Raw genomic sequence first — 20335 nt, 5'->3', positions numbered from 1 at the left:
CGCCGCACGGTCGCTGCGCTCCCACCCCCGGATCAATCCCTCCACTCAGCCTTCCGATGGGGCTGGCACGTCAAAAGCGGTACTCGAGCTAACGCTCATCGTTTTGAGTGGGGGGGAGCTTGGGGTGTTCGGCTTTGGTTTTTTGGTGGGTTTACCCCTCACCCCAGCCCTCTCCCCGAGGAGAGGGAGCCGATTTTTGTGCTTTTCAAAGCCTGAGGTCGACTCGGTATTGCACGTCGGCGTAGCTCCCGCAAACACCTCGGTCAGTTCCCTCTCCCTCCGGGAGAGGGTTAGGGTGAGGGAAGGCTCTTGATCTGGCCTTTGCTCTGGCTCTGGCTCTGGCTCTGGCTCTGGCTCTGGCTTTTGATTTTTTGCCCCTTCGGCAGGCCGAGCGGAGGTGTCCATCAGGGGATAGGCGCGCAGCGCCGTGCGGCGAAGCCGCATACATCGAGAGGAGGTGCAGCGAAGCAAACCGTAGGCGATGCCCCCTGATGGACACCGTAGCGAGGGAACACTGAGCCTAGGCGAAGTGCCGTACGCCGGGGCAAAAGCCTTTTGGTTCCTTTTTGGCGTTTGAAAAAGGGACTCGCTGTAAGAGCGAAACCGCCAGCGGCAGCACCCGAAGCAACGGATATGCCCCCAATCCCAAAATCCACCAACCATTGACCCATCCCCACACCCTGCGTAGCCTTGCGCTTTCGAGGTTCTTCGGCCCACGCCGAAGCTAAGAAGGGAACGCGGTCCAAGCCGCGGCTGCCCCCGCAACTGTGAACGGTGCTGTTCGCTGCCACGCCACTGCCAACTCAATCCAGAGCCAGCGGGAAGGCGCAGCGGATACCGGGCCAAGGCCCGAACACCGTCAGCCAGGAGACCTGCCTCGTCACAGATTCTCACTTTCAACCGGGCGGGGTGATCCGGTGGCGAACTCTCCAGGCACGCACCCGCGTTGCCGGTCTCGTCCCGTATGCCCGCCACCTTGCCAAAGGGCATCCGATGAAAACACTGGCCAAACTCCCCGTCACCATCGTCACCGGCTTCCTCGGCTCGGGCAAAACCACCTTGCTGCGGCACATGCTCGACAACGCTCAGGGCCGCCGCATCGCGGTGATCGTCAACGAGTTTGGCGAGCTGGGCATCGACGGTGAAATCCTCAAGCAGTGCACCATCGGCTGCACCGAAGAAGAAGCCACCGGCCGCGTCTACGAACTGGCCAACGGCTGCCTGTGCTGCACGGTGCAGGAAGAGTTCTTCCCGGTGATGCGCGAACTGGTGGCCCGTCGCGGCGACCTCGACCACATCCTCATCGAAACCTCGGGCCTGGCCCTGCCAAAGCCGCTGGTGCAAGCCTTCCAGTGGCCGGAGATCCGCAGCGCCTGCACCGTTGATGCGGTGATCACCGTGGTCGACAGCCCGGCCGTGGCCGCCGGTACTTTCGCCGCGTTCCCGGATCAGGTCGATGCCCAGCGCAAACTCGACCCGAACCTGGACCACGAATCGCCGCTGCACGAACTGTTCGCCGACCAACTGGCCAGCGCCGACCTCGTCATCCTCAACAAGGCCGACCAGACCAGCCCCGAAGACCTCGCGCGCGTCCGTCTGGAAGTCGCCGAAGAGCTGCCGCCTGCGGTGAAAATCATCGAAGCCAGCAACGGTCGCCTGCCGCTGGACGTGCTGATCGGCCTCGGTGCCGGCTCCGAAGAACACATCGACAGCCGCCACAGCCATCACGATCACCACCACGGTGAAGGCGATGACGATCACGACGACCACGATCACGACGCCTTCGATTCGATTTCCATCGAGCTGCCGCAAGCCGACGAAAGCCTGTTGCTCGACGCGCTGACGCAACTGGTGGTTCAGCACGGCATTCTGCGGGTCAAAGGTTTCGCGGCGATCCCGAACAAGCCGATGCGTCTGCTGATCCAGGGCGTGGGCACGCGTTTCGACAAGCACTTCGACCGTCAGTGGGGCGCCGAAGAAGCGCGTATCACCCGTCTGGTGTTGATCGGCCAAGAACTGGACGCGGCCCAGCTCGAAGCGCAACTGCGCGCCGCGCTCAGCGTTTAAGCCATGCACCTGCTCAGGACCCAGCCCGGCGGTTTCGTGTCGGATGACAACATTGCCGACCTTGGACAAACCCCCGCCGAGCTGGTGATCCTGTGCAGCGGCGATTCCAGCCTCGCGCTGCTCGCCGAAGCGGCGCAGCAACTGCCCGAGGATTACCCGAGCGTGCGGCTGGCCAACCCGATGCAGGTGCAGAACCATGCGTCGGTCGACCTGTACGTCGATGAAGTGCTGCGCCACGCCAAGGTCATTCTGATTTCGCTGCACGGCGGCATCGCCTATTGGCGTTATGGCGTCGAGCGGCTGGTCGAGTTGTCCGAGCGTGGCGTGCAGGTGATTCTGGTGCCGGGCGATGACCGACCCGACCCGGAGCTCAGCGACCTGAGCACCGTCGGCGCGGAAGACCGCGACCGGCTCTGGCAGTTTTTGCGTCAGGGCGGCATGGGCAATGCGCTGGACTTTTTCCGTTGCCTGGCCAATCGCTGGCTGGCGCGGGATTACGTGTGGGGCGAGCCGCAAACGCTGCCACGCACGGCGATTTACCACCCGAACAAAAACACCGCCGCACTGAGTGACTGGCAAGCCGATTGGCTACCTGGTCAACCGGTGGCGGCGGTGTTGTTTTATCGCTCGCATTTGCAAGCGGCCAATACGGCGTTTATCGACGTGTTCTGCCAACGGCTTCAGGCGGCCGGACTCAATCCGCTGCCGATCGCCGTGGCCAGTTTGAAAGAGCCCGGCTGCCTGTCGGTGGTCGAGGACTGGCTGGATGAGGTCGAGGCCTCGGTGATTTTGAACACCACCGGTTTCGCCCAGTCCAGCCCGGAAGCGCCGCATCTGCGGCCGTTTCGTCGCAACATTCCGGTGATCCAGGCGATCTGCGCCCAGGACAATGAACCCGGCTGGCGCGAGAGCGAGCAGGGCCTCGGTCCGCGGGATCTGGCGATGCACATTGCATTGCCGGAGCTTGATGGCCGGATCATCAGCCGGCCGATCAGCTTCAAGGACTTGGCGTGGCGCAGCGAGCGCAGTCAGTCCGACGTGGTGTGTTATCGGGCCCAGCCCGAGCGCATGGATTTCGTCGCCGAACTGGCGCGGCGCTGGGTCGATCTGGCGCGGGTGCCGAACGCTGAAAAGCGCATCGCCCTGATCCTCGCCAACTACCCGACCCGGGACGGTCGCATCGGCAACGGTGTCGGCCTCGACACGCCGGCTGCTGCGCTGAATATCCTGCGAGCGTTGCAGGCTGAAGGTTATCCGTTGCCGGCCGAACTGCCGGACAGCGGCACCGAACTGATCCAGCAATTGCTCGGCGGTGTCAGCAACGATCTCGATACGCTCGATCAGCGCCCGTGCCAGCAGAGCCTGGCGATGGACGATTACCTGACGATGTTCAATGCGCTGCCAGAAGCCAATCGCGCAGCGGTGCTGGAGCGCTGGGGTTCGCCGCAGAACGATCCGATGTGCCGTGACGGGCGGATGATGATCGCTGGTCTGCGTTTTGGTCTGACCTTCGTCGGGATTCAACCGGCGCGGGGTTATCAGGTCGATCCGAGCGCGGTGTATCACGACCCCGATCTGGTGCCACCGCACGCGTACCTCGCGTTCTATTTCTGGCTGCGCCGGACCTACGGGGCTCATGGCGTTATCCACGTCGGCAAGCACGGCAACCTCGAATGGCTGCCGGGCAAGGGCGTGGGTCTGTCGGAGAATTGCTGGCCGGACGCGCTGCTCGGGCCGCTGCCGAATATCTATCCGTTCATCGTCAACGACCCGGGCGAGGGCGCCCAGGCCAAGCGTCGCACTCAGGCGGTGATCATCGATCACCTGATGCCGCCGCTGACCCGCGCAGAAACCTACGGCCCGTTGCGCAATCTGGAGCTGTTGGCGGACGAGTATTACGAAGCACAATTGCTCGATCCGCGCCGCGCCCGGGAATTGCAGCGCGACATTCTGCAACTGGTGCGTGACACGCAGATCGATCGCGAACTGCAACTGGATGCCGCCCTCGACAGCGATGCCGACGCGGCGATCTGGCTGCCGCGCCTGGACACCTATCTGTGTGACTTGAAGGAGTCGCAGATCCGCGATGGTCTGCACATCTTTGGTGAGTCGCCGACCGGGCGTTTGCGTATCGATACCTTGCTGGCGCTGCTGCGGATTCCGCGTGGCGATGGCAAAGGGGCTCAGTCGAGTCTGTTGCGGGCGTTGGCCAAGGCGTTTCAGTTGGGGTTCGATCCGCTGGATTGTGCACTGGCTGATCCTTGGGTCGGCCCGCGCCCATCGGAACTGCTGGCGATCAGCGACGAGGTCTGGCGCACGGCGGGGGATACCCGTGAACGCCTTGAACTGTTCGCCACCCAGTTGATCTCCCAGTCACTGCCATTCCCCTGTGGGAGCGAGCCTGCTCGCGATAGCGGTGTGTCATTCAAAACGGAATCGCCTGACCTGACGCCATCGCGAGCAGGCTCGCTCCTACAGGATCCGCGCTGGGTTGAAGTCGGTGCAATCCTCGACAACCTGCGCGAAGTGATTGCCCCACGCCTCGATGCCTGCGGCCCGGCCGAAATGCACGGCTTGCTCGACGCGTTGAGCGGCCGATTCGTCCCGGCCGGCCCGAGCGGCGCGCCGAGTCGCGGTCGCCTCGACGTGTTGCCGACCGGGCGCAATTTCTACTCGGTGGACGTGCGCAATCTGCCGACCACCACGGCGTGGCGAATCGGTTTCCAGTCGGCCACGCTGATTCTGGAGCGACACCTGCAGGATCACGGCGACCACCTGCGCCAGCTCGGCCTTTCGGTCTGGGGCACCGCGACCATGCGCACCGGCGGTGACGACATCGCACAGGCCATGGCGCTGATGGGCGTGCGCCCGGTGTGGGCCACGGGCAGTCAGCGGGTCGATGACTTCGAGATTCTGCCGCTGAGCCTGCTCGACCGGCCTCGGGTCGATGTCACGCTGCGGGTCTCCGGATTTTTCCGCGATGCGTTTGCCAACCTGATCCGCCTGTTCGACGCCGCCGTACAAGCCGTGGCGGAACTGGACGAGCCGGACGATCTCAATCCGCTGGCCGCCAAAGTGCGTGCCGAGCGTGAGGCGTTACGGCAATCGGGTCTGGATGAAGACGCGGCGCGACGTCAGGCCGGCTGGCGAATCTTCGGTGCCAAACCCGGCGCTTATGGCGCAGGTGTGCAGGGCGCTATCGATGGTCGACTCTGGCAAACCCGCGAGGATCTGGCCGAGGTTTACTTGAATTGGGGCGCCTATGCTTACGGTGGCTCCGATGAGGGCACCGCCGCTCGCGAGCAATTCGTCCAGCGCCTGAGCCAAGTGCAGGCGGTGCTGCAAAACCAGGACAACCGCGAGCATGACCTGCTCGATTCCAATGATTATTACCAGTTCCAGGGCGGCATGCTCGCTGCCGTGGAAAGCCTGCGCGGCGAAGCGGCGGCCAGTTATCACGGCGACCACAGTCAGCCGGATCTGCCGAAGATCCGTACGCTGAAAGAAGAACTGAACCGTGTGATTCGCTCCCGAGCGGCGAATCCGAAATGGATCGACGGGGTCAAGCGTCACGGCTATAAAGGCGCGTTCGAATTGGCGGCGACGGTCGACAACCTGTTTGCCTTCGACGCCACCACGCAATTGATCGACGATCACCAGTACGCGTTGCTGGCCGATGCCTATCTGCTGGATCCGGCGACCCGCGACTTTGTGCGCGAGCATAATCCCCACGCCTTGCGCGACATGACCGAGCGTATGCTCGAAGCGCAGCAACGCGGGATGTGGCAGGAACCGGGCGCCTACAAAGAGGCGCTGGAAAACCTGCTGCTGGACATAGAAGAAGAGAGCTGAGACTGAACATGACCGACACCCCGCATTTCCCGCTCTCCGCCGTGGTCGGCGCCGATGACCTGAAACTGGCGCTGTACCTGACGGCCATCGATCCGAAGATCGGCGGCGTGCTGATCGAAGGCCCGCGTGGCATGGCCAAGTCCACGCTGGCCCGGGGTCTGGCGGATCTATTGGCCAGCGGTCAGTTCGTCACCTTGCCGCTGGGGGCGACGGAAGAGCGACTGGTCGGCACGTTGGATCTGGACGCGGCATTGAGCGACGGTCGTGCGCAGTTTTCTCCGGGCGTGCTGGCCAAGGCTAATGGCGGCGTGTTGTATGTCGATGAAGTGAATTTGCTGCCGGATCATCTGGTGGATTTGCTGCTCGATGTCGCTGCCAGCGGCACCAACCTGATCGAGCGTGACGGGATTTCCCATCGGCATTCGGCGAAGTTCGTATTGATCGGCACGATGAACCCGGAAGAGGGTGAATTGCGTCCGCAATTGCTGGATCGCTTTGGTTTGAACGTCGCACTGAGCGGTCACACAGCGCCGGTCGAGCGTGGTCAGATCATTCGTCGTCGACTGGATTTCGATAGTGATCCGCAGGCGTTCTGTGCGCAGTGGGAGGCTGAGCAGCAAGCTCTGCGTCAGCGCTGCGAGAACGCCCGCAAGGTTTTACCGGGTATTCCGCTGGATGATGCGGCGTTGGCGCAGATCACCGAGCGCTGCTTCGCGGCGGGCGTCGATGGTTTGCGCGCCGATCTGGTCTGGCTGCGTGCGGCGCGTGCTCATGCGGCGTGGCGCGGGGCTGAAGCCATCGCCGAGCAAGACATTGATGCCGTGGCTGAGTTTGCCTTGCGTCATCGTCGTCGCGAGCAGTCTTCACCCTCTGCACAGCCACCGGCGCAATCGCCGTCCGGCACTAACGCCGAGGCGAGTGAAGGGCAGGGCCAGTGGGGCGAAATGCCGGCGCCAGCACTCGCTACCGGCGCCCGCCGCGAAGTGCCTGTCTGGCCAAAAAAGCCCTAGGCATTCGCCCCCGATCCGACGCGGGGGCGAATGCCAGACCCCGCGCCGGACGCCTCGATAACGGTCGCCAGGGCAAGCGTCACGCGGCTCGCAGTGGCTCGGTGAACTGGCCCGGAACCTTGCTCAATGGCCGTCCGAAAACCCGGGCGGATCTGCTGTTTCAACTGCGCACCCGCACGCCCCATGAACTGTGGCTGGTGATCGTCGACGCCTCGGCCTCGACTCGACGTCATCAAGCATTGAGCGATGCCAAAGGCGTGCTCGCGCAATTGTTCGATGATGCTTACCGGCAACGGGCGCGGCTCGCCTTGCTGACTGCCAGTGGCGCGGCGCCGAAATGGCAGGTGCAGGGTTTGAAAGCTTCCAGCGGACTGCGTGTGTGGCTCGATGACTTGGGAGCGGGAGGCGGCACGCCATTGCTGGCGGCGCTGAACGAGGCCGAGCACTGGCTGACGGTACGCCGCAAGCGGTTCCCGGCCGAACAACAGCGTCTACTGGTATTGACCGATGGGCGCTTGAAAGAATGGTCGGGGTTGCCGGTGCTGGCCTGTCCGGGCCTGTTGATCGATATCGAACGCGGGCCGATCAGGCTGGGCAGGGCGAAGCAGTTGGCGACTGCACTGGAAGCGGATTACCGGCATATCGACGACCTGCTGTCTGTCTGAGGTCTATGCTGCATCCAGCCCACATCACAAGGAGTGAATCATGCGCGTACTGGTTGCCAATCCTCAGGACGATTTTCGCGTAAAGGCTTACGCCGGCACCAACGGCGTGCTGCTGGCAATGGATCTTGCCGAACCCCGCCGCAAAGGCCTGCTGGGGTTTGCCATCGAGAAGCAGCAGGGCGACAGGCCGTGGCAGTTTCTGTTCAACAGCCTGACCTTTCCCGGCAAGGCTCACACTTTCCAGCAGTTTCACGCCACGCCGAGCGACATTGCACCCTTGCAGAAATTTCGCTGGGCCGATTACGCGGTCAATCCCGGGACGACCCTGCATTACCGCGTGCACCTGGCCTACGGCACCGCCGACGCGCCGGTGCTTGGGGAGTCGCTGGAACTGAGCATTACCTCGGATGACGGACACCCGACCAACCAGAGCGTGATCTTCAACCGCGCCGTGGCTGCCAGTCAGGCGTTCCAGCGCAAGTTTCCCGATCTCGATGCACAGATCAGCGCCAACAAGAACATGCCGATCGAAGCCTGGCCCGACGCTGCGCGGCAATGGCTGGAAAACGGCCTGCTCGGACGTTTGCAGGGCTTTATCGAGCGAGCTGTCGACGGGCAATGGGCGCTGGACATCGCGATTTACGAGTATCAACTGCAAGCCATCATCGACACGGTGAACGCCGCCTTCGATCGCGGCGTACAGGTGCGGGTGCTGTATCACGCCAAGCCCGGTGACGAAGACACCACGATGAACGAGGCCAGCCTTGCCAAGCTGCCGGAAGCCAACAAGCGCGGCCGGGTGACCCACGACATTTTCCATGACAAGTTCATCGTCCTCAGTCGCATCGCCGGCGGTGAGCGGCAGCCCCAGGCCGTGCTGTGCGGCAGCACCAACTTCACCGCCAACGGTGTTTATCGTCAGGCCAACGTGGTGCATGTGCTGGACGACACCGTTGTCGCGGCCAGCTATCTGCAGACGTTCGAGCAGGTCTGGGCAACGCCGGCGGATGTCGGTGCCACCCGGGACTGGATCACCCAGCACAACCCGATGAACACGGCGCAACCGCTGTTTGCCGGGTTCTCGCCGCGCAGTGGTGGTGCCGATCTGCGCGAGTTCGTCGACATCATTAACGCGGCGAGGAAAGACGTGCTGTTCGTCACGGCATTCGCCTTGCCCGACGCGATTCTCAACGCATTGCTCGGTCAGCCTCACGACGACATCCTGCGTTACGGCCTGCAAAATACGGTCAGCCGCATCACCGGGTTTCACGCTGACCGAACCGCTGAGTTCGCCGCCACCGCGCTGCTCAACACCGGGCTGGAAGGCTGGCTGAAAGAGAACATGAAAGGCCAGAAGGGCAACCTGCTGGTGCACACCAAGGCGATCGTCACCGACTTCACCAGCGACAGCCCGACCATCATCAGCGGCAGCCACAACCTCAGCACCTCGGCCAGCAACGGTAATGACGAGAACTACCTGATCATTCGCGGCGACACCGAACTGGCGGACCGTTACGGCCTTGAGCTGCTGCGCTTCTACGAGCATTACCGCTTCCGCTATTTCGCGAAAAAACTGGCGTTGAAGCAGGTGCAGCCGCTGGCGGCGAATGACAGCTGGACCAACGACTATTACGTCGAAGGGGATTTGCGTCAGCTGTCTCGCCTGCGGTTTGCCGGACGCTAGGGTTTATACATCCATTGCCTGACGGTACTGCCGGGTGCGGCGACTGAGATACAACCGGTCGCGAATCAGCGCCCAGAGTGCCGACACTTCGGGATGCGGCTGGCGACCCCGGCTCAGGCGGGCCATCTGGAAACGCACCACGGCCATGTTCGCCAGTGCGGCCAGCGGTTTGCGTTTCCAGCGGATCGGCGGCAGTTGCGGTTCGCTGTGGCGGCCTTCGCGCCAGTGTTTGACCAGACTCGGTTCGATGGCCAGCGCAGTGGCGATGCCGGCCATGGCGATACCGCTGTCGAGCACTTGTTCGACGATGGGCAGGCGCCGGATACCGCCGGTGACCATCACTGGCATGCGGGCCACACTGGCCAGTTCACTGGCCATCTCCAGAAAGAACGCCTCACGGGCCAGGGTGCGTCCGTCGCGGGCTTCGCCTTGCATCGCCGGCGCTTCGTAGCTGCCACCGGACAGCTCGAGCAGGTCGATTGGCTGTTCGTTGAGCCATTCGATCACATGACGGGCATCGTCCGTGTCGAAGCCGCCGCGCTGGAAATCCGCGGAGTTGAGCTTCACCGCCACGCAAAACTGTGGTGAAACGGCCTGACGCACAGCCTCGATCACCGACAGCAGCAGGCGCGCACGGTTTTCCAGCGAACCGCCCCAGCGGTCGGTGCGGCGGTTGGTCAGCGGCGAGAGAAACTGACTGAGCAAATAGCCGTGGGCAGCGTGGATCTGGATACCGCTGAAACCGGCTTTCTCGGCAAGCGCGGCACTCCTGGCGAAACGTTGAATGACCTCTTCGATGTCGTCCTCGGTCATCGGTTTGGGCTCGGCGAACAGTTTCGAGAACGAACCCATTTCCAGCGCCACTGCCGATGGCGCCAGCGCTTGCTGGCCCATATTGGCGAAGGTCTGGCGGCCGGGATGGTTGAGCTGAACCCAGACTTGTGCGCCTCCACTGCGGGCGATTTCGGCCCATTGACGGAAACGGTCCAGATGCCGCTCGTCTTCGAGCACCACGCCACCAGGGCCGGTCATGGCGCGGCGGTCGATCATGACATTACCGGTCAGCAGCAACCCGGCGCTGCCGTCGGCCCAGGCTTGATACAGGCGAAACAGTTCGCGGGAGGGAGCCTGGTCACGATCGGCGAGGTTTTCTTCCATGGCGGCTTTGGCGATACGGTTGCCGACGGTCTGACCGTTGGGCAGTTTCAAAATCTGGAAGGGCGACATTGCTTGACTCCTCATCAGTGATGGAGAAAGGCTAAGCTTAAAGTCAACTTTAATGTCAAGCAGGCAAATCGAGGCTGAAATGAAAATCGGTGAATTGGCGCAACGGAGCGGGCTGAGCGCTTCTAGCATTCGCTTCTACGAGGCCCAGGGCCTGATTCCGAAAGTGGAGCGGCTGGGCAATGGCTACCGGCGTTACCCGCCGCAAGTGCTGCAAACCCTGAACATTATCCGCAGCGCCCAGCAGGCCGGATTTTCCCTGGAAGAACTCAAGCAGTTGCTGCCAACAGCCGGAACCGGCGAATTCAAGCACGAAGAATTGGTGGAAGGCCTGACGCGCAAGGTCGAGCAGATCGAAGTCATGCAGCAGCATCTGGCCCAAAGCAAGGCGCGGCTGCTGGAGGTGATCGACAGTATTCAATCCAGGCCCGAAGGCATGAGTTGCGGTGCGAATGCCGAACGGGTTCTCGCCGCGATCTATCCGGAATCCTGAGGCGACGGCGAAGGCGTACAGATTTTGAAATGATTTCCAGCTGTAGGAAAAGTCATCTGAGCCTGTACGCTTCAAGGCCTTTTTTCATTCAGGATTTGCATGAATACCCTCTCGGAGCCTCCCAGTTCTACTCAAAGAACAACGTTCCCTTCGCGCCATGGCGCGGTCTTGACGCACTCGCAGCATCCAGTCTTCCGACTCCCGACTATCGTTGATGGCGCAGCCTTCGAGCTTTCGCGCCGCACTTTGCCGTGTCCGGCAGCCTGAATTCACTGACGAGAGATAGAGACAGATTATGGAATGGTTAGCGGATCCCACGGCGTGGCTGGGCTTGTTGACACTGATCGTGCTGGAACTGGTGCTGGGTATCGACAACCTGGTGTTCATCGCGATCCTGGCGGACAAGCTGCCGCCGCATCAGCGCGATCGTGCGCGAATCATCGGCTTGAGCCTGGCGCTGATCATGCGTCTTGGCCTGCTGGCGAGTATTTCCTGGCTGGTCACCCTCACGGCACCGTTGTTCGAAGTGTTCGGCAAGAGCTTCTCCGGCCGTGACCTGATCATGCTGTTCGGTGGCGTGTTCCTGTTGTTCAAGGCGACCATGGAGTTGCACGAACGGCTGGAAGGCCATATCGGCGAGCGCTCGACCAACACCGCTTATGCGCTGTTCTGGCCGATCGTGGCGCAAATCGTTGTGCTCGACGCGGTGTTCTCCCTGGACGCGGTGATTACCGCTGTGGGCATGGTCGATGAACTGGCGGTGATGATGATCGCGGTGGTCGTGTCCATTGGTGTGATGATCGTTGCCAGCAAGCCGCTGACCCGCTTCGTCAACGCCCATCCGACGGTGATCATGCTGTGTCTGGGCTTCCTGATGATGATCGGTTTTGCCCTGACGGCCGAAGGCCTGGGCTTCCACATCCCGAAAGGTTATCTGTACGCGGCCATTGGTTTCTCGATCCTGATCGAGATCTTCAACCAGATCGCCCGCGCTCGTCGCAAGCGCTCGATGCAGGGCTTGCGCCCGATGCGCGAGCGCACGGCCCACGCGGTGATGCGTCTGCTGGGCGGTCGCAAACTGGCGGTGGAGGAGGTTGGCGAGGAAATTTCCGACTTGCTGGATAACGGTGAAGCGCCGAGTGCGGAGCTGTTCGACCGTCGCGAACGGGTGATGATCAGCGGTGTGCTGCAATTGGCCGAGCGACCGATCCGCGCCTTGATGACGGTGCGCGCCGATGTCGATCACATTGATCTGGCCGACGACGCTGAGGCGATTCGTACGCGATTGATGCATTCGTCCTACTCGCGCTTGCCGTTGATTCGTAACGGCGCGGTCGATGAGCCGCTGGGCTTCGTGCACAAGAAAGAGCTGCTCAAGGAATATCTGGCCGGCAACGAGCCGAACCTGGAACACCTGGCGCGCAAGACCGTCAATCTGCTGGACAGTTATTCGATCCTCAACGCACTGGAGCAAATGCGTGCGGCTTCGACCCACATTGCCTTTGTGGTGAATGAGTTCGGTGACTTTGTCGGCGTGTTGACCATGACCGACATTCTCGAATCGATTGCTGGCGAACTGCCGGATGCCAGCGAAATCGCCGGCCCGGACGTGGTCGAGGAGCAGGGCGGGTACATCGTCAACGGTGCGCTGAATCTGACCCGCATCCGCGAGCACACCGGTTTTCGCGCCGAGCCAACCGAGGATTACCAGACCCTCGCCGGGCTGGTGATGAGCCTGCTGGATCGCCTGCCGATGAAGGGCGATCGACTGGAACATGAAGGTTGGGGCATGACCGTGATGGCGGTCGAAGAACGTCGCGTGACGCGAGTATTGCTGGTGCGTGAGGCCTGACGGCCTCACTGATGAAAAGTGTACCGGTCCTTGCCGGTATGCTTTGACTCGTACAGTGCTTCGTCAGCCTTGATCAGCGCCTGGTTGAGGGTGTCGCCATCTTCGACCCGGGCCAGACCGATGCTGATGGTCACCGGGTGCCGGGTCGGTTGCTCACGCACCACCCGGCACAATTCTCCGGCCAGCGCCTCGACATCCTCGCGGCGCACACCGGCCAGATAGATCGCAAACTCCTCACCGCCCAATCGTGCATATTCGAAGCGTGACATCACGGTTTTGATGTCCGCCGCGATGCGCTTGAGCACCTCATCGCCGATGTCGTGGCCGTACACATCATTCACTTTCTTGAAGTTGTCGATGTCGATCATCGCCAGGTAATGGTCGTGTTCGCGCGGCACGGCTTGCAGGGTTTTTCCGGCGCGGGTCATGAATGAGCGACGGTTGGGAATTTCGGTGAGGGTGTCGATATAGGCCTGGTCCAGCAACAGCTTGGACATGATGTAGTTGTAGAGCTTGGCCTCGCGCAGCTTCAAAAACGTATAGATCGTCAACCCGCAGAGAAACACGGCGTAAGCGATGGTCATCACGCCTTTGAGTTCGAACAGCCCGACTTCGGTACCAAAAAACGGATTGAGCACCAGCCATATCACCCCTTGCGAGGTGTAGAACGACCAGCGACTGATGGGCAGAACCGAAATGCTGTAAAGCATGCTCGAGGCGCCCAGCACCAGCCACGCAGGTTGAAAACTGGCGGGCAGGCCGTCGATCAGCAGTCGCACACCAACGGTCATGGCAACGACGAACAGGATGTTCAGGATGTCGAAATGGGCGGCCTTTCGCGTGAACAGCAGAATGACCGCCTGAATCGAAAACACCGTCAGAAACACCATCGATCGCCAGGTAAAACCCTGGCCTCCAAGGAAACTGACGATCAGATCGAAGACAATCCAGACACTGATGCTTGCCAGATAAATCAGCAGGCAGAATGTGTGCAGCCGCTCGAATTCATGCTGAATGAACTCGCTCCACAGTTCGGCGGGCGCGGTCTTCTTCAGGACTTCGTCTTCAATGGTTTTGTACATTGCTGCCCGGATGCTTGCGTTGATTATCGAGGATGACCGAACCCCACGGTCGGTAGCGCAGGGAAAACACCGCGTTCTGATGGCAGCCGGTCGAGGTCGCATCCGGGCTGGCCGGCTCGGCACGGAAGGGTTCGCCCTCGCGGCTGACCTGCCGAAAGGCTTCGCGCACGATACCCACGGAGCAGGGCAGTGCACTGGCGTAACCGTTGCGCACCAGCGGTGACAAACGACCGGTGCCCGCGCCGTCCTGCCACCAGATCTGCGCACCCGCCGCCGTCAATTCGCCCAGCCATTGACCGTTGACCGCCGGGGCCAGCTTGCCGGCACTGAAGGCGCTGACATGCAGCGGCGCATCCAGCTTCGCGGCAAAGTCCTTCAATTGGCGCTGAAGTGTGGCCCGTCGATCTGCCGCCAGAAAGTGCAGGTCGTCCAGTTCCAGCGGCAGATACCACCCGCTGACCTGCAGCTTCCAGTCCTGGCGGAGCTTCTGCTGCTGGGCCAGTGACTGGCCCAGTTGTGCCTGCCAGTAGGCGCCGAGACCGGCGCTGTCCAGTTCATCGATGCGTTTGTAGTAGGCCGGGTCCATCGCCAGGCCGAGCACCAGTTGCAGACCTTCCCGCTGAGCGAGTTTCAGGCTGTTGGCGAGCCAGCCATTGGCGCCGCCGAAGTCCGAGTCGCCATAGGCCGTCCACTGGACGATCACGGTTCGCGTGCCTTGCTTCGCGGTGTCTTGCCAGACTTTCTGCCACTGCGCCTGGGTCAGGCCGGCATCGACATTCAGCGGCTGATAGAAGACACGCTCATCGGCCTTGGCGACAGTGGCACTCATCAGCAGACACAAACACAACATCCATCGAGCCATCAGAAATTCCACTCCACGCCCAGCAGCACACCGTTGCCGCCTTCATACAGATTGCCGCCCAGCGACTGTTGATATTCGGTGCGAACCGTCAGTTTCGACCGGTAGGCGTTGTAACGATCCTCGTCGTACCACCATTGCCAGCGCAGACCGACACCGGTGCGCAGGTCCTGGCGCCAGTCGTTGCTCGGGTCCTGGCTGGCAAACTCGAGGAAGCCGTAAGGCATGATCGTCTGGGCGCCACTGTCGGGAAGTTTCCAGGCGTGACCTTGCTGGAAGCGCGACAGCCACTGGTGATCGCCGGCCTTGGTCCACCACGCGGCGTCGAGGTAGAGAAAACGCTCGTCCCAATCGTTTTCATCGACCCGCCAGTCGTTGCGGTACTTGCCCTGATCGAGGAATGAGGCGGTGGCGCGCAGCAGGTAATCAGTGGTGGTGTGACCGTCCTTGCGGTGATCGTTGACCTGATCGAACAGCTTTTCCGGCACCAGCATCTGGCCGAGGCTCAGGCTGTGACTGTCGTCATCGTCGAGCTGGCTCTGCTTGTAGATCTCGCCGTAGAAGTTGATGTTCTGTGTGCCCCACGGTTTGTAGCGCAGGCCGACACCGGCGGCGAGGGACTCGGCGTAACTTGAGCGACCTTGTCCGCCCAGCAGGACGCGACCGTACACCGACAGCGTGCTGCCGGCGCGGCTTGGTTCTTCGCCCAAGGCGTGGTCCCACATTGCCAATTGCACATTCTGCGAATCCGAGCGACGGCGTGAACCTTTGCTGTCGTCCGGGCGCACGAAGTCGTTGGTCGAGATCCCGGCCGGCGACCAGGTGCTGGCAATCGTCCGGCTGTCACGCCGTGACAAGGTTTCATGGGCACGGCGCTGGCGATAACGGCGGGCCTCCATGCTGCCGTCTTCGTCATCGGCTGCCACCGGGTTCTGCTCCAGATCGATCACGCGGCGCAGTTCCTTGCGCGCGGAGGCGCTGTCTTCGACTTCGTCGTAGCGCCAGGCCAGGGTTTCGCCGAGACGGTAATCCTCGGGGAAATCCCGGGTCGCCTGTTGCAGATACGGAATCGCCGTGGCGCGCTCTTCGCGGGTTTCGGCACCGGCCAGACGCATGCCGTAGTCGGCGCGATAACGCGGGTTGTTCGGCTCGCGGCGTACCGCTTCGGCCAGCCACGCGGTGCTTTGTGGCAAGTCTCCGGCCTTTTGCGCGGTGACCGACGCGGCGTAGAAGTGCCCGGCATCCGGTGTCTGTTGCAGGGCCTGACGCTGACGTTGCAGTGCCTGGGCGTGATCACCCCGTGCGTCGGCGATGGCTGCGCCGAGGGCCCACTCATTGGCGCCGCGAGTGGTGCTTTGTTGCCAGTAGGTTTCTGCGGTCTGGCTGTCGCCGACATTCAGCGCGCTGCGACTGGCCGTCAGACGCGCGTTGTCGCTGAGTTCGGCGGTCGGGATGCTGCGCCAGATCGTCAGTGCACCGGCAGAATCACCGGCCGCTTCCAGGGCATAGGCCAGCGGCAGACGACTGCCGCGATCGCCGAGCTTTTCAGCCTGCTGGTAATAGACGACGGCTTCACCCGGGCGATCAGGCATGGCGCAGCGACCGAGCGCGCGGTAATCGCCAGCCGCTTGCGGGTGGCTGCCGATGGCTTGCTGCACGGCGTCGCACTGGCCGGTCTCCGCAAGTTGCGCGAGCAGTTGGCCGCGCGTGGCACCGTCCACCCGGTTGAGCAGGAGCGCCATGCGTCGCTGTTGCTCCGGCGTCGTGGAGGGCGCTGCGGCATACAAGCCGACCAGACGCTGCAACGCCGTCGCCGGCAAACGCCCGTCATGACGATCGAACGCAGATTCCAGCAACTGTTGAGCGTGCGCCCGATCACCGGCATTTACCGCAAGATAGGTGGCCTGATTGAGCGAGGAAAGATTGTCGGTCTGTCGGTAATGCAGTTCCCACAGGGTCTCCGCTTCGATCATCCGTCCCATGCGCTGCGTCAGTTCCGCACGGCGCTTGACGATATCGGGCGTCTGTTTCTGACCGGCCAGCCAGGCGTTGACTTCGGCACTGCGACCTTGCTCCTGCCAGATGTCGAGCACCTGTGTTTGTCGTCGACTGTCCCAAGGCTCCGGTAGACGGGTGCTTTGCAATAGATCCGAGGCTTGCAGGCGCTGGGCGAGTATCAGCCAGGTCTGTGGGTCGTCCGTCGGCGTACAGCTGCGCAGTTGCTTGAGTGCCGCTTCCGGATCCTGGCGCGACAGCCATTCCGCGGTTTCCAGGCAAGGCCGTTGCAGATCGTTGCTCAGGCGCTGCACGGTGGGCACGTCTTCGGTCTTGCGCGCCAGTTCCCACAGACGCTGACGCTGCGCCGGATCGGCGAGATCGCTGGCCGGCAGCGACTGCATCCAGCGTTGGGCCTGTTGCTCGTGGCCCATGGCGATGGCGCGGTCGACCATCGCCAGGCGAATGTTGCGTGCGGCCTCGGGACTCGGCGCCTGTTGCAGCAGTTGCTGCAGCGGCTTTTCATCGAGACGCTGCACGTAAGCGTTGGCCAGCCGTTGCCAGCCTTCGGCGTCGAGTTGTTTGCGTGCGGCCAGCGGCGCCAGTTGGTCGATGGTGCCGCTCCAGTCGCGCAGTTGCTCCGACCAGTTGGCGCGGGCCAGGCGCAAGATGTTGTCGTCACCCTTGGGCGCCAGTTGTGCCAACCAGTCATGGGCCTTGGCCGCGCCGCCGAACTTGGCCAGGCTCAGGCTGTAGGCCTGCCACAGACGCACACGGTCATTCAGGCTGCTGGTGGCCATCCAGTCTTCAACTTGAGAGCTGGTGGGCGGATCCTGTTCGATCCAGGTCAGGCGCAGGTCGAGCAGGGCATCGCTGTTGTCCGGCAATGCTTGCAGCGCTTCCTTGTAACGACGTTGCTTGGCCAGGGACTCTACCAGCAGCGCCCGGGCTTCGTCGTTTTTAGGGACCTTTTCCAGCAAGTGGCGCATCAGTCGTTCGACTTCTTTCCAGTTGCCCTTTTTCGCCTCGCGATAACTGCGGTCCATGTAGGGGTAGCTGCGGAACTGTTCAAAGTCGCTCAGCGGTGCAGCCTGCAGCGGATACGCGGTGCTCAGGCCCAGCAGCAGGCTGCCCATCAGCAAGGTTTGACGATGCACAGGCTTCATGCGACCTCCCGGACAATGCGGTAGGCGGCTTGCTGTTCGCTGGCCTGATCGGCCAGGGCCTGTTCCAGTACTTCCTGGGTAATCATGCCCCGGGAAATCAGGTGTTCACCGAGTGACATCTTCTCGGCATCGAAGTCGATCAGCGCCTGATTGAACAGGGTCGGCGGCACCATGCCGCGCACCTGCAACAGATTGCCCAGCAGCACCTGATGGCGGCTGACCCGTTCCAGCAGGGCTTCATCGTCCTGATGGCGCTCAAGCACTTCGAGCATATGACGCACTTCCTCATTCTGGCGGGGGCTGGCGTACCAGTAACGAATCCCCAATGTGACGCGGCCCTGAGGTGCGAGACGGCTGCGCACCGGGCGTTTCAATTGACGGCTGATGGCGCCGAGCGAGACCTGACTGACCGGGCCTTCGGAGGCCAGAATCAGGGTGTCGCCTTCTTCGGCCACCGGCAAAATGCCGTAGTGGGAGGCGACCCGGCGCGGTACGGCATCGATCAGGCGTTTGTCGAGCTTGAACGGATTGAGCGGCGCCCATTCCAGATCAAGCTGCTCGGCGAGGGTTTGAACCAGCTGAGTGCTGTCGATGTACTCACGCAGCAACAGTTCGCGGCCGAGTCGACGGCGTACGGGGCTGGTGATTGCCGCTTCCAGTTGCTCTTCGGTAAGCAGACCCTTTTCCACCAGTCGATGGCCGAGCGGCGTGCGCTGTGCCTTGGTCAGCGCCGGGAATTCATGGGTGGTCTTGTCCCAGGCCACACGTCGTGAGTCACCCATTTCCATGACCTGACGCAGGGCACGCAGGTTGGCGAAGAAATTGACGAAGTTGCTCCACATCATGCGCGGCGCCGACAGCAGACCTTCGACCAGACCGTAATAGCGGGTGACAAACCAGCCGCGCTGGAACAGGCGATTGAGCAGCATCAGGCCGTTGAGCCACAGCAGCACCGACAGCAGCGAACTGTCAGCGAGGATCGAGGGATAGCGCCACGAGTCCGGGGAAATGATCGTCACCGCCCACATCGCCAGCAGTACCAGGAACAGCAGGTTCACCAAAAAACTCAGCAGGTAGGCGATCAGCCCGCGACGGTCGCGCCACAGGAAGTAGTTGAGAAGACCCTTGCGGCTCCAGCCGAGGTTCTTGGTGCCCTGGAACACGATGCCGACAATCCACCGCGATTTCTGCCGGATTGCGTGTTGCAAGTCACGTGGGAAGTGTTCCCGGACACAGATCACCTGGGAGAATTCGCGGTTCATGCCGAACACCCAGGGTTGCTCCAACGCCAGTTTCGGATCGCTGACCGAATAACGGGCGAAGATGCATTTCATGCCTTTCTGTTTGAGGCGGAAACCGATGTCGTAGTCCTCGGTGAGACTCTGCACATCGAAGGCAATGCCGTCGCCGTCTTCCAGCAGGGCGCTGATGGCTTTACGGCTGAAGCAAGTGCCAACGCCGGCGCTGGGCACCTGGCCGGTGAGGGCTTCGCGGACGATGACGTCTTTGCCGTGGTTCTCGGCGAACTCATCGACGTAGTGCCCGGCGGTGAAGCCTTTCCACTCCGGCGCGTAGGGGTAGACCGGTATCTGGATCAGGTCCTTGTTCGGCAACAGGTAGTTGTAGAGGCGCAATTCCATCGGCGAAATCACGTCTTCGGCGTCGTGCAGGATGAACCCGGCGAACTGGATTTTCGCCTCGCTCTCGAAGCGCAGGATCGCGTCGATGATGTTGTTCAGGCAGTCGGCCTTGCTGGTCGGGCCGGGGCGGGCGCACACCACTTTGTGCACGTTGGGGTAGTGCTGGCAGACCGCGTCGACATCGGCCTGGGTTTCGGCGTCGTTGGGGTAGGTGCCGACGAAAATCTGATAGTTCTCGTAGTCGATGGTCGAGGCGGCCAGACGCGCCATTTCACCGACCACGCCGACTTCGTTCCACGCCGGCACCATGATTGCCAGCGGTTTCTCGGGAATCGAATACAGGCGTTCCTCGTCGGCACGCTTGAATTTCTCGTAGATCCGCCAGCGCCGGATGAATTTGCGGCTCCAGTAAACGAGGTCGATGAACAGGTCATCGAGGCCGAGGATGAACATCAACAGGGCGAGGGCAATCGCCACATATTTGAGACCGAACAGCACATACGCGAAAAAATCGACCCACCCCAGACTCATACCCCTTTACCCGCCGCCGAGCGTGCGCTCAGCCAGGCGTAGAGGCGGTTGGAACAGATGTTGAGTGTGATGTCGGGCCACTGACGCAGAACCCGGGCCAGCGGGGCCATTTTGATGGCCTCCGGGCGAGTACCGAAAACCATCATGACATTAAAGGACATTGACCCCTCCTGGGACGAAGCAAGGCCGCGGCCAAAGGGCCGGCAGCACTTATC

General features: G+C 62.1%; 13 protein-coding genes and 1 riboswitch. Of the genes, 7 read left to right on the top strand and 6 right to left on the bottom strand.

The window, feature by feature from the left end:
• Positions 1–684 precede the first annotated feature (684 nt).
• A riboswitch (cobalamin riboswitch) is annotated at positions 685–895 on the top strand.
• Between the two features lie 98 nt (positions 896–993).
• The 5 genes from cobW to GQX66_RS24625 are packed head-to-tail and all read left to right on the top strand — an operon-like array spanning position 994 to position 9278.
• Positions 994–2067, top strand: a complete 1074-nt coding sequence (gene cobW / locus GQX66_RS24645) for a cobalamin biosynthesis protein CobW (RefSeq protein WP_197867956.1) — start codon at positions 994–996, stop codon at positions 2065–2067.
• A gap of 3 nt (positions 2068–2070) precedes the next feature.
• Positions 2071–5919: a cobaltochelatase subunit CobN gene (gene cobN / locus GQX66_RS24640; RefSeq protein ID WP_240871903.1), complete on the top strand. Its 3849-nt coding sequence runs from the start codon at positions 2071–2073 to the stop codon at positions 5917–5919.
• Between the two features lie 8 nt (positions 5920–5927).
• A complete protein-coding gene (locus tag GQX66_RS24635; protein WP_134020303.1) occupies positions 5928–6929 on the top strand; it encodes an AAA family ATPase in 1002 nt (333 codons plus the stop codon).
• Positions 6911–7594, top strand: coding sequence for a VWA domain-containing protein (locus GQX66_RS24630; protein WP_240871914.1), 684 nt, complete (start codon positions 6911–6913; stop codon positions 7592–7594). The genes GQX66_RS24635 and GQX66_RS24630 overlap by 19 nt, the downstream gene beginning before the upstream one ends.
• 40 nt (positions 7595–7634) lie before the next feature.
• The gene (locus tag GQX66_RS24625) at positions 7635–9278 is read left to right on the top strand and encodes a phospholipase D-like domain-containing protein (RefSeq protein WP_240871902.1); all 1644 of its coding nucleotides are present in this window, start codon (positions 7635–7637) and stop codon (positions 9276–9278) included.
• A 3-nt stretch (positions 9279–9281) separates the two neighbouring features.
• Here GQX66_RS24625 and GQX66_RS24620 read toward each other — a convergent pair whose 3' ends face one another.
• Positions 9282–10505 carry an NADH:flavin oxidoreductase/NADH oxidase family protein gene (locus tag GQX66_RS24620; RefSeq protein ID WP_129973279.1) on the bottom strand — a complete coding sequence of 408 codons (1224 nt, stop codon included), beginning with the start codon at positions 10503–10505 and terminating at the stop codon, positions 9282–9284.
• A 79-nt stretch (positions 10506–10584) separates the two neighbouring features.
• On the opposite strand from GQX66_RS24620, the gene GQX66_RS24615 reads away from it, so the two are divergent.
• On the top strand, positions 10585–10995 hold the full coding sequence (locus tag GQX66_RS24615; protein ID WP_129973278.1) for a MerR family transcriptional regulator: 411 nt from the start codon (positions 10585–10587) through the stop codon (positions 10993–10995).
• Between the two features lie 295 nt (positions 10996–11290).
• The gene (locus tag GQX66_RS24610) at positions 11291–12847 is read left to right on the top strand and encodes a TerC family protein (protein ID WP_007960262.1); all 1557 of its coding nucleotides are present in this window, start codon (positions 11291–11293) and stop codon (positions 12845–12847) included.
• A 5-nt stretch (positions 12848–12852) separates the two neighbouring features.
• Here GQX66_RS24610 and GQX66_RS24605 read toward each other — a convergent pair whose 3' ends face one another.
• The 5 genes from GQX66_RS24605 to GQX66_RS24585 are packed head-to-tail and all read right to left on the bottom strand — an operon-like array spanning position 12853 to position 20281.
• A complete protein-coding gene (locus GQX66_RS24605; RefSeq protein WP_240871901.1) occupies positions 12853–13929 on the bottom strand; it encodes a GGDEF domain-containing protein in 1077 nt (358 codons plus the stop codon).
• Complete coding sequence (locus tag GQX66_RS24600; RefSeq protein ID WP_085745501.1) at positions 13913–14791, bottom strand: DUF4434 family protein; 879 nt, start codon at positions 14789–14791, stop codon at positions 13913–13915. Before GQX66_RS24600 ends, GQX66_RS24605 begins: the two co-directional genes overlap by 17 nt.
• Entirely contained in the window at positions 14791–17949 is a 3159-nt protein-coding gene (locus GQX66_RS24595) for a phage receptor (RefSeq protein WP_240871900.1), read from the bottom strand. Before GQX66_RS24595 ends, GQX66_RS24600 begins: the two co-directional genes overlap by 1 nt.
• Entirely contained in the window at positions 17946–20120 is a 2175-nt protein-coding gene (nrfB, locus tag GQX66_RS24590; protein ID WP_129973276.1) for a cyclic di-3',5'-guanylate-activated glycosyltransferase NrfB, read from the bottom strand. Before nrfB ends, GQX66_RS24595 begins: the two co-directional genes overlap by 4 nt.
• Positions 20117–20281, bottom strand: a complete 165-nt coding sequence (locus GQX66_RS24585; protein ID WP_158247720.1) for a hypothetical protein — start codon at positions 20279–20281, stop codon at positions 20117–20119. The genes nrfB and GQX66_RS24585 overlap by 4 nt, the downstream gene beginning before the upstream one ends.
• Positions 20282–20335: the final 54 nt, after the last annotated feature.

Source organism: Pseudomonas sp. B707 (genome assembly GCF_022496685.1).
Taxonomy (GTDB): Bacteria; Pseudomonadota; Gammaproteobacteria; order Pseudomonadales; family Pseudomonadaceae; genus Aquipseudomonas; species Aquipseudomonas paraglycinae.
The sequence above is the reverse complement of the archived record's forward strand: the minus strand, read 5'-3'. Positions and strand labels throughout refer to the sequence as shown.

Excerpts from the sequence above, each read along its gene's own strand:
- cobW (WP_197867956.1), top strand. The coding sequence starts at position 994 with ATGAAAACACTGGCCAAACTCCCCGTCACCATCGTCACCGGCTTCCTC.
- cobN (WP_240871903.1), top strand. The coding sequence starts at position 2,071 with ATGCACCTGCTCAGGACCCAGCCCGGCGGTTTCGTGTCGGATGACAAC.
- GQX66_RS24635 (WP_134020303.1), top strand. The coding sequence starts at position 5,928 with ATGACCGACACCCCGCATTTCCCGCTCTCCGCCGTGGTCGGCGCCGAT.
- GQX66_RS24625 (WP_240871902.1), top strand. The coding sequence starts at position 7,635 with ATGCGCGTACTGGTTGCCAATCCTCAGGACGATTTTCGCGTAAAGGCT.
- GQX66_RS24620 (WP_129973279.1), bottom strand. The coding sequence starts at position 10,505 with ATGTCGCCCTTCCAGATTTTGAAACTGCCCAACGGTCAGACCGTCGGC.
- GQX66_RS24615 (WP_129973278.1), top strand. The coding sequence starts at position 10,585 with ATGAAAATCGGTGAATTGGCGCAACGGAGCGGGCTGAGCGCTTCTAGC.
- GQX66_RS24610 (WP_007960262.1), top strand. The coding sequence starts at position 11,291 with ATGGAATGGTTAGCGGATCCCACGGCGTGGCTGGGCTTGTTGACACTG.
- GQX66_RS24605 (WP_240871901.1), bottom strand. The coding sequence starts at position 13,929 with ATGTACAAAACCATTGAAGACGAAGTCCTGAAGAAGACCGCGCCCGCC.
- GQX66_RS24600 (WP_085745501.1), bottom strand. The coding sequence starts at position 14,791 with ATGGCTCGATGGATGTTGTGTTTGTGTCTGCTGATGAGTGCCACTGTC.
- GQX66_RS24595 (WP_240871900.1), bottom strand. The coding sequence starts at position 17,949 with ATGAAGCCTGTGCATCGTCAAACCTTGCTGATGGGCAGCCTGCTGCTG.
- nrfB (WP_129973276.1), bottom strand. The coding sequence starts at position 20,120 with ATGAGTCTGGGGTGGGTCGATTTTTTCGCGTATGTGCTGTTCGGTCTC.
- GQX66_RS24585 (WP_158247720.1), bottom strand. The coding sequence starts at position 20,281 with ATGTCCTTTAATGTCATGATGGTTTTCGGTACTCGCCCGGAGGCCATC.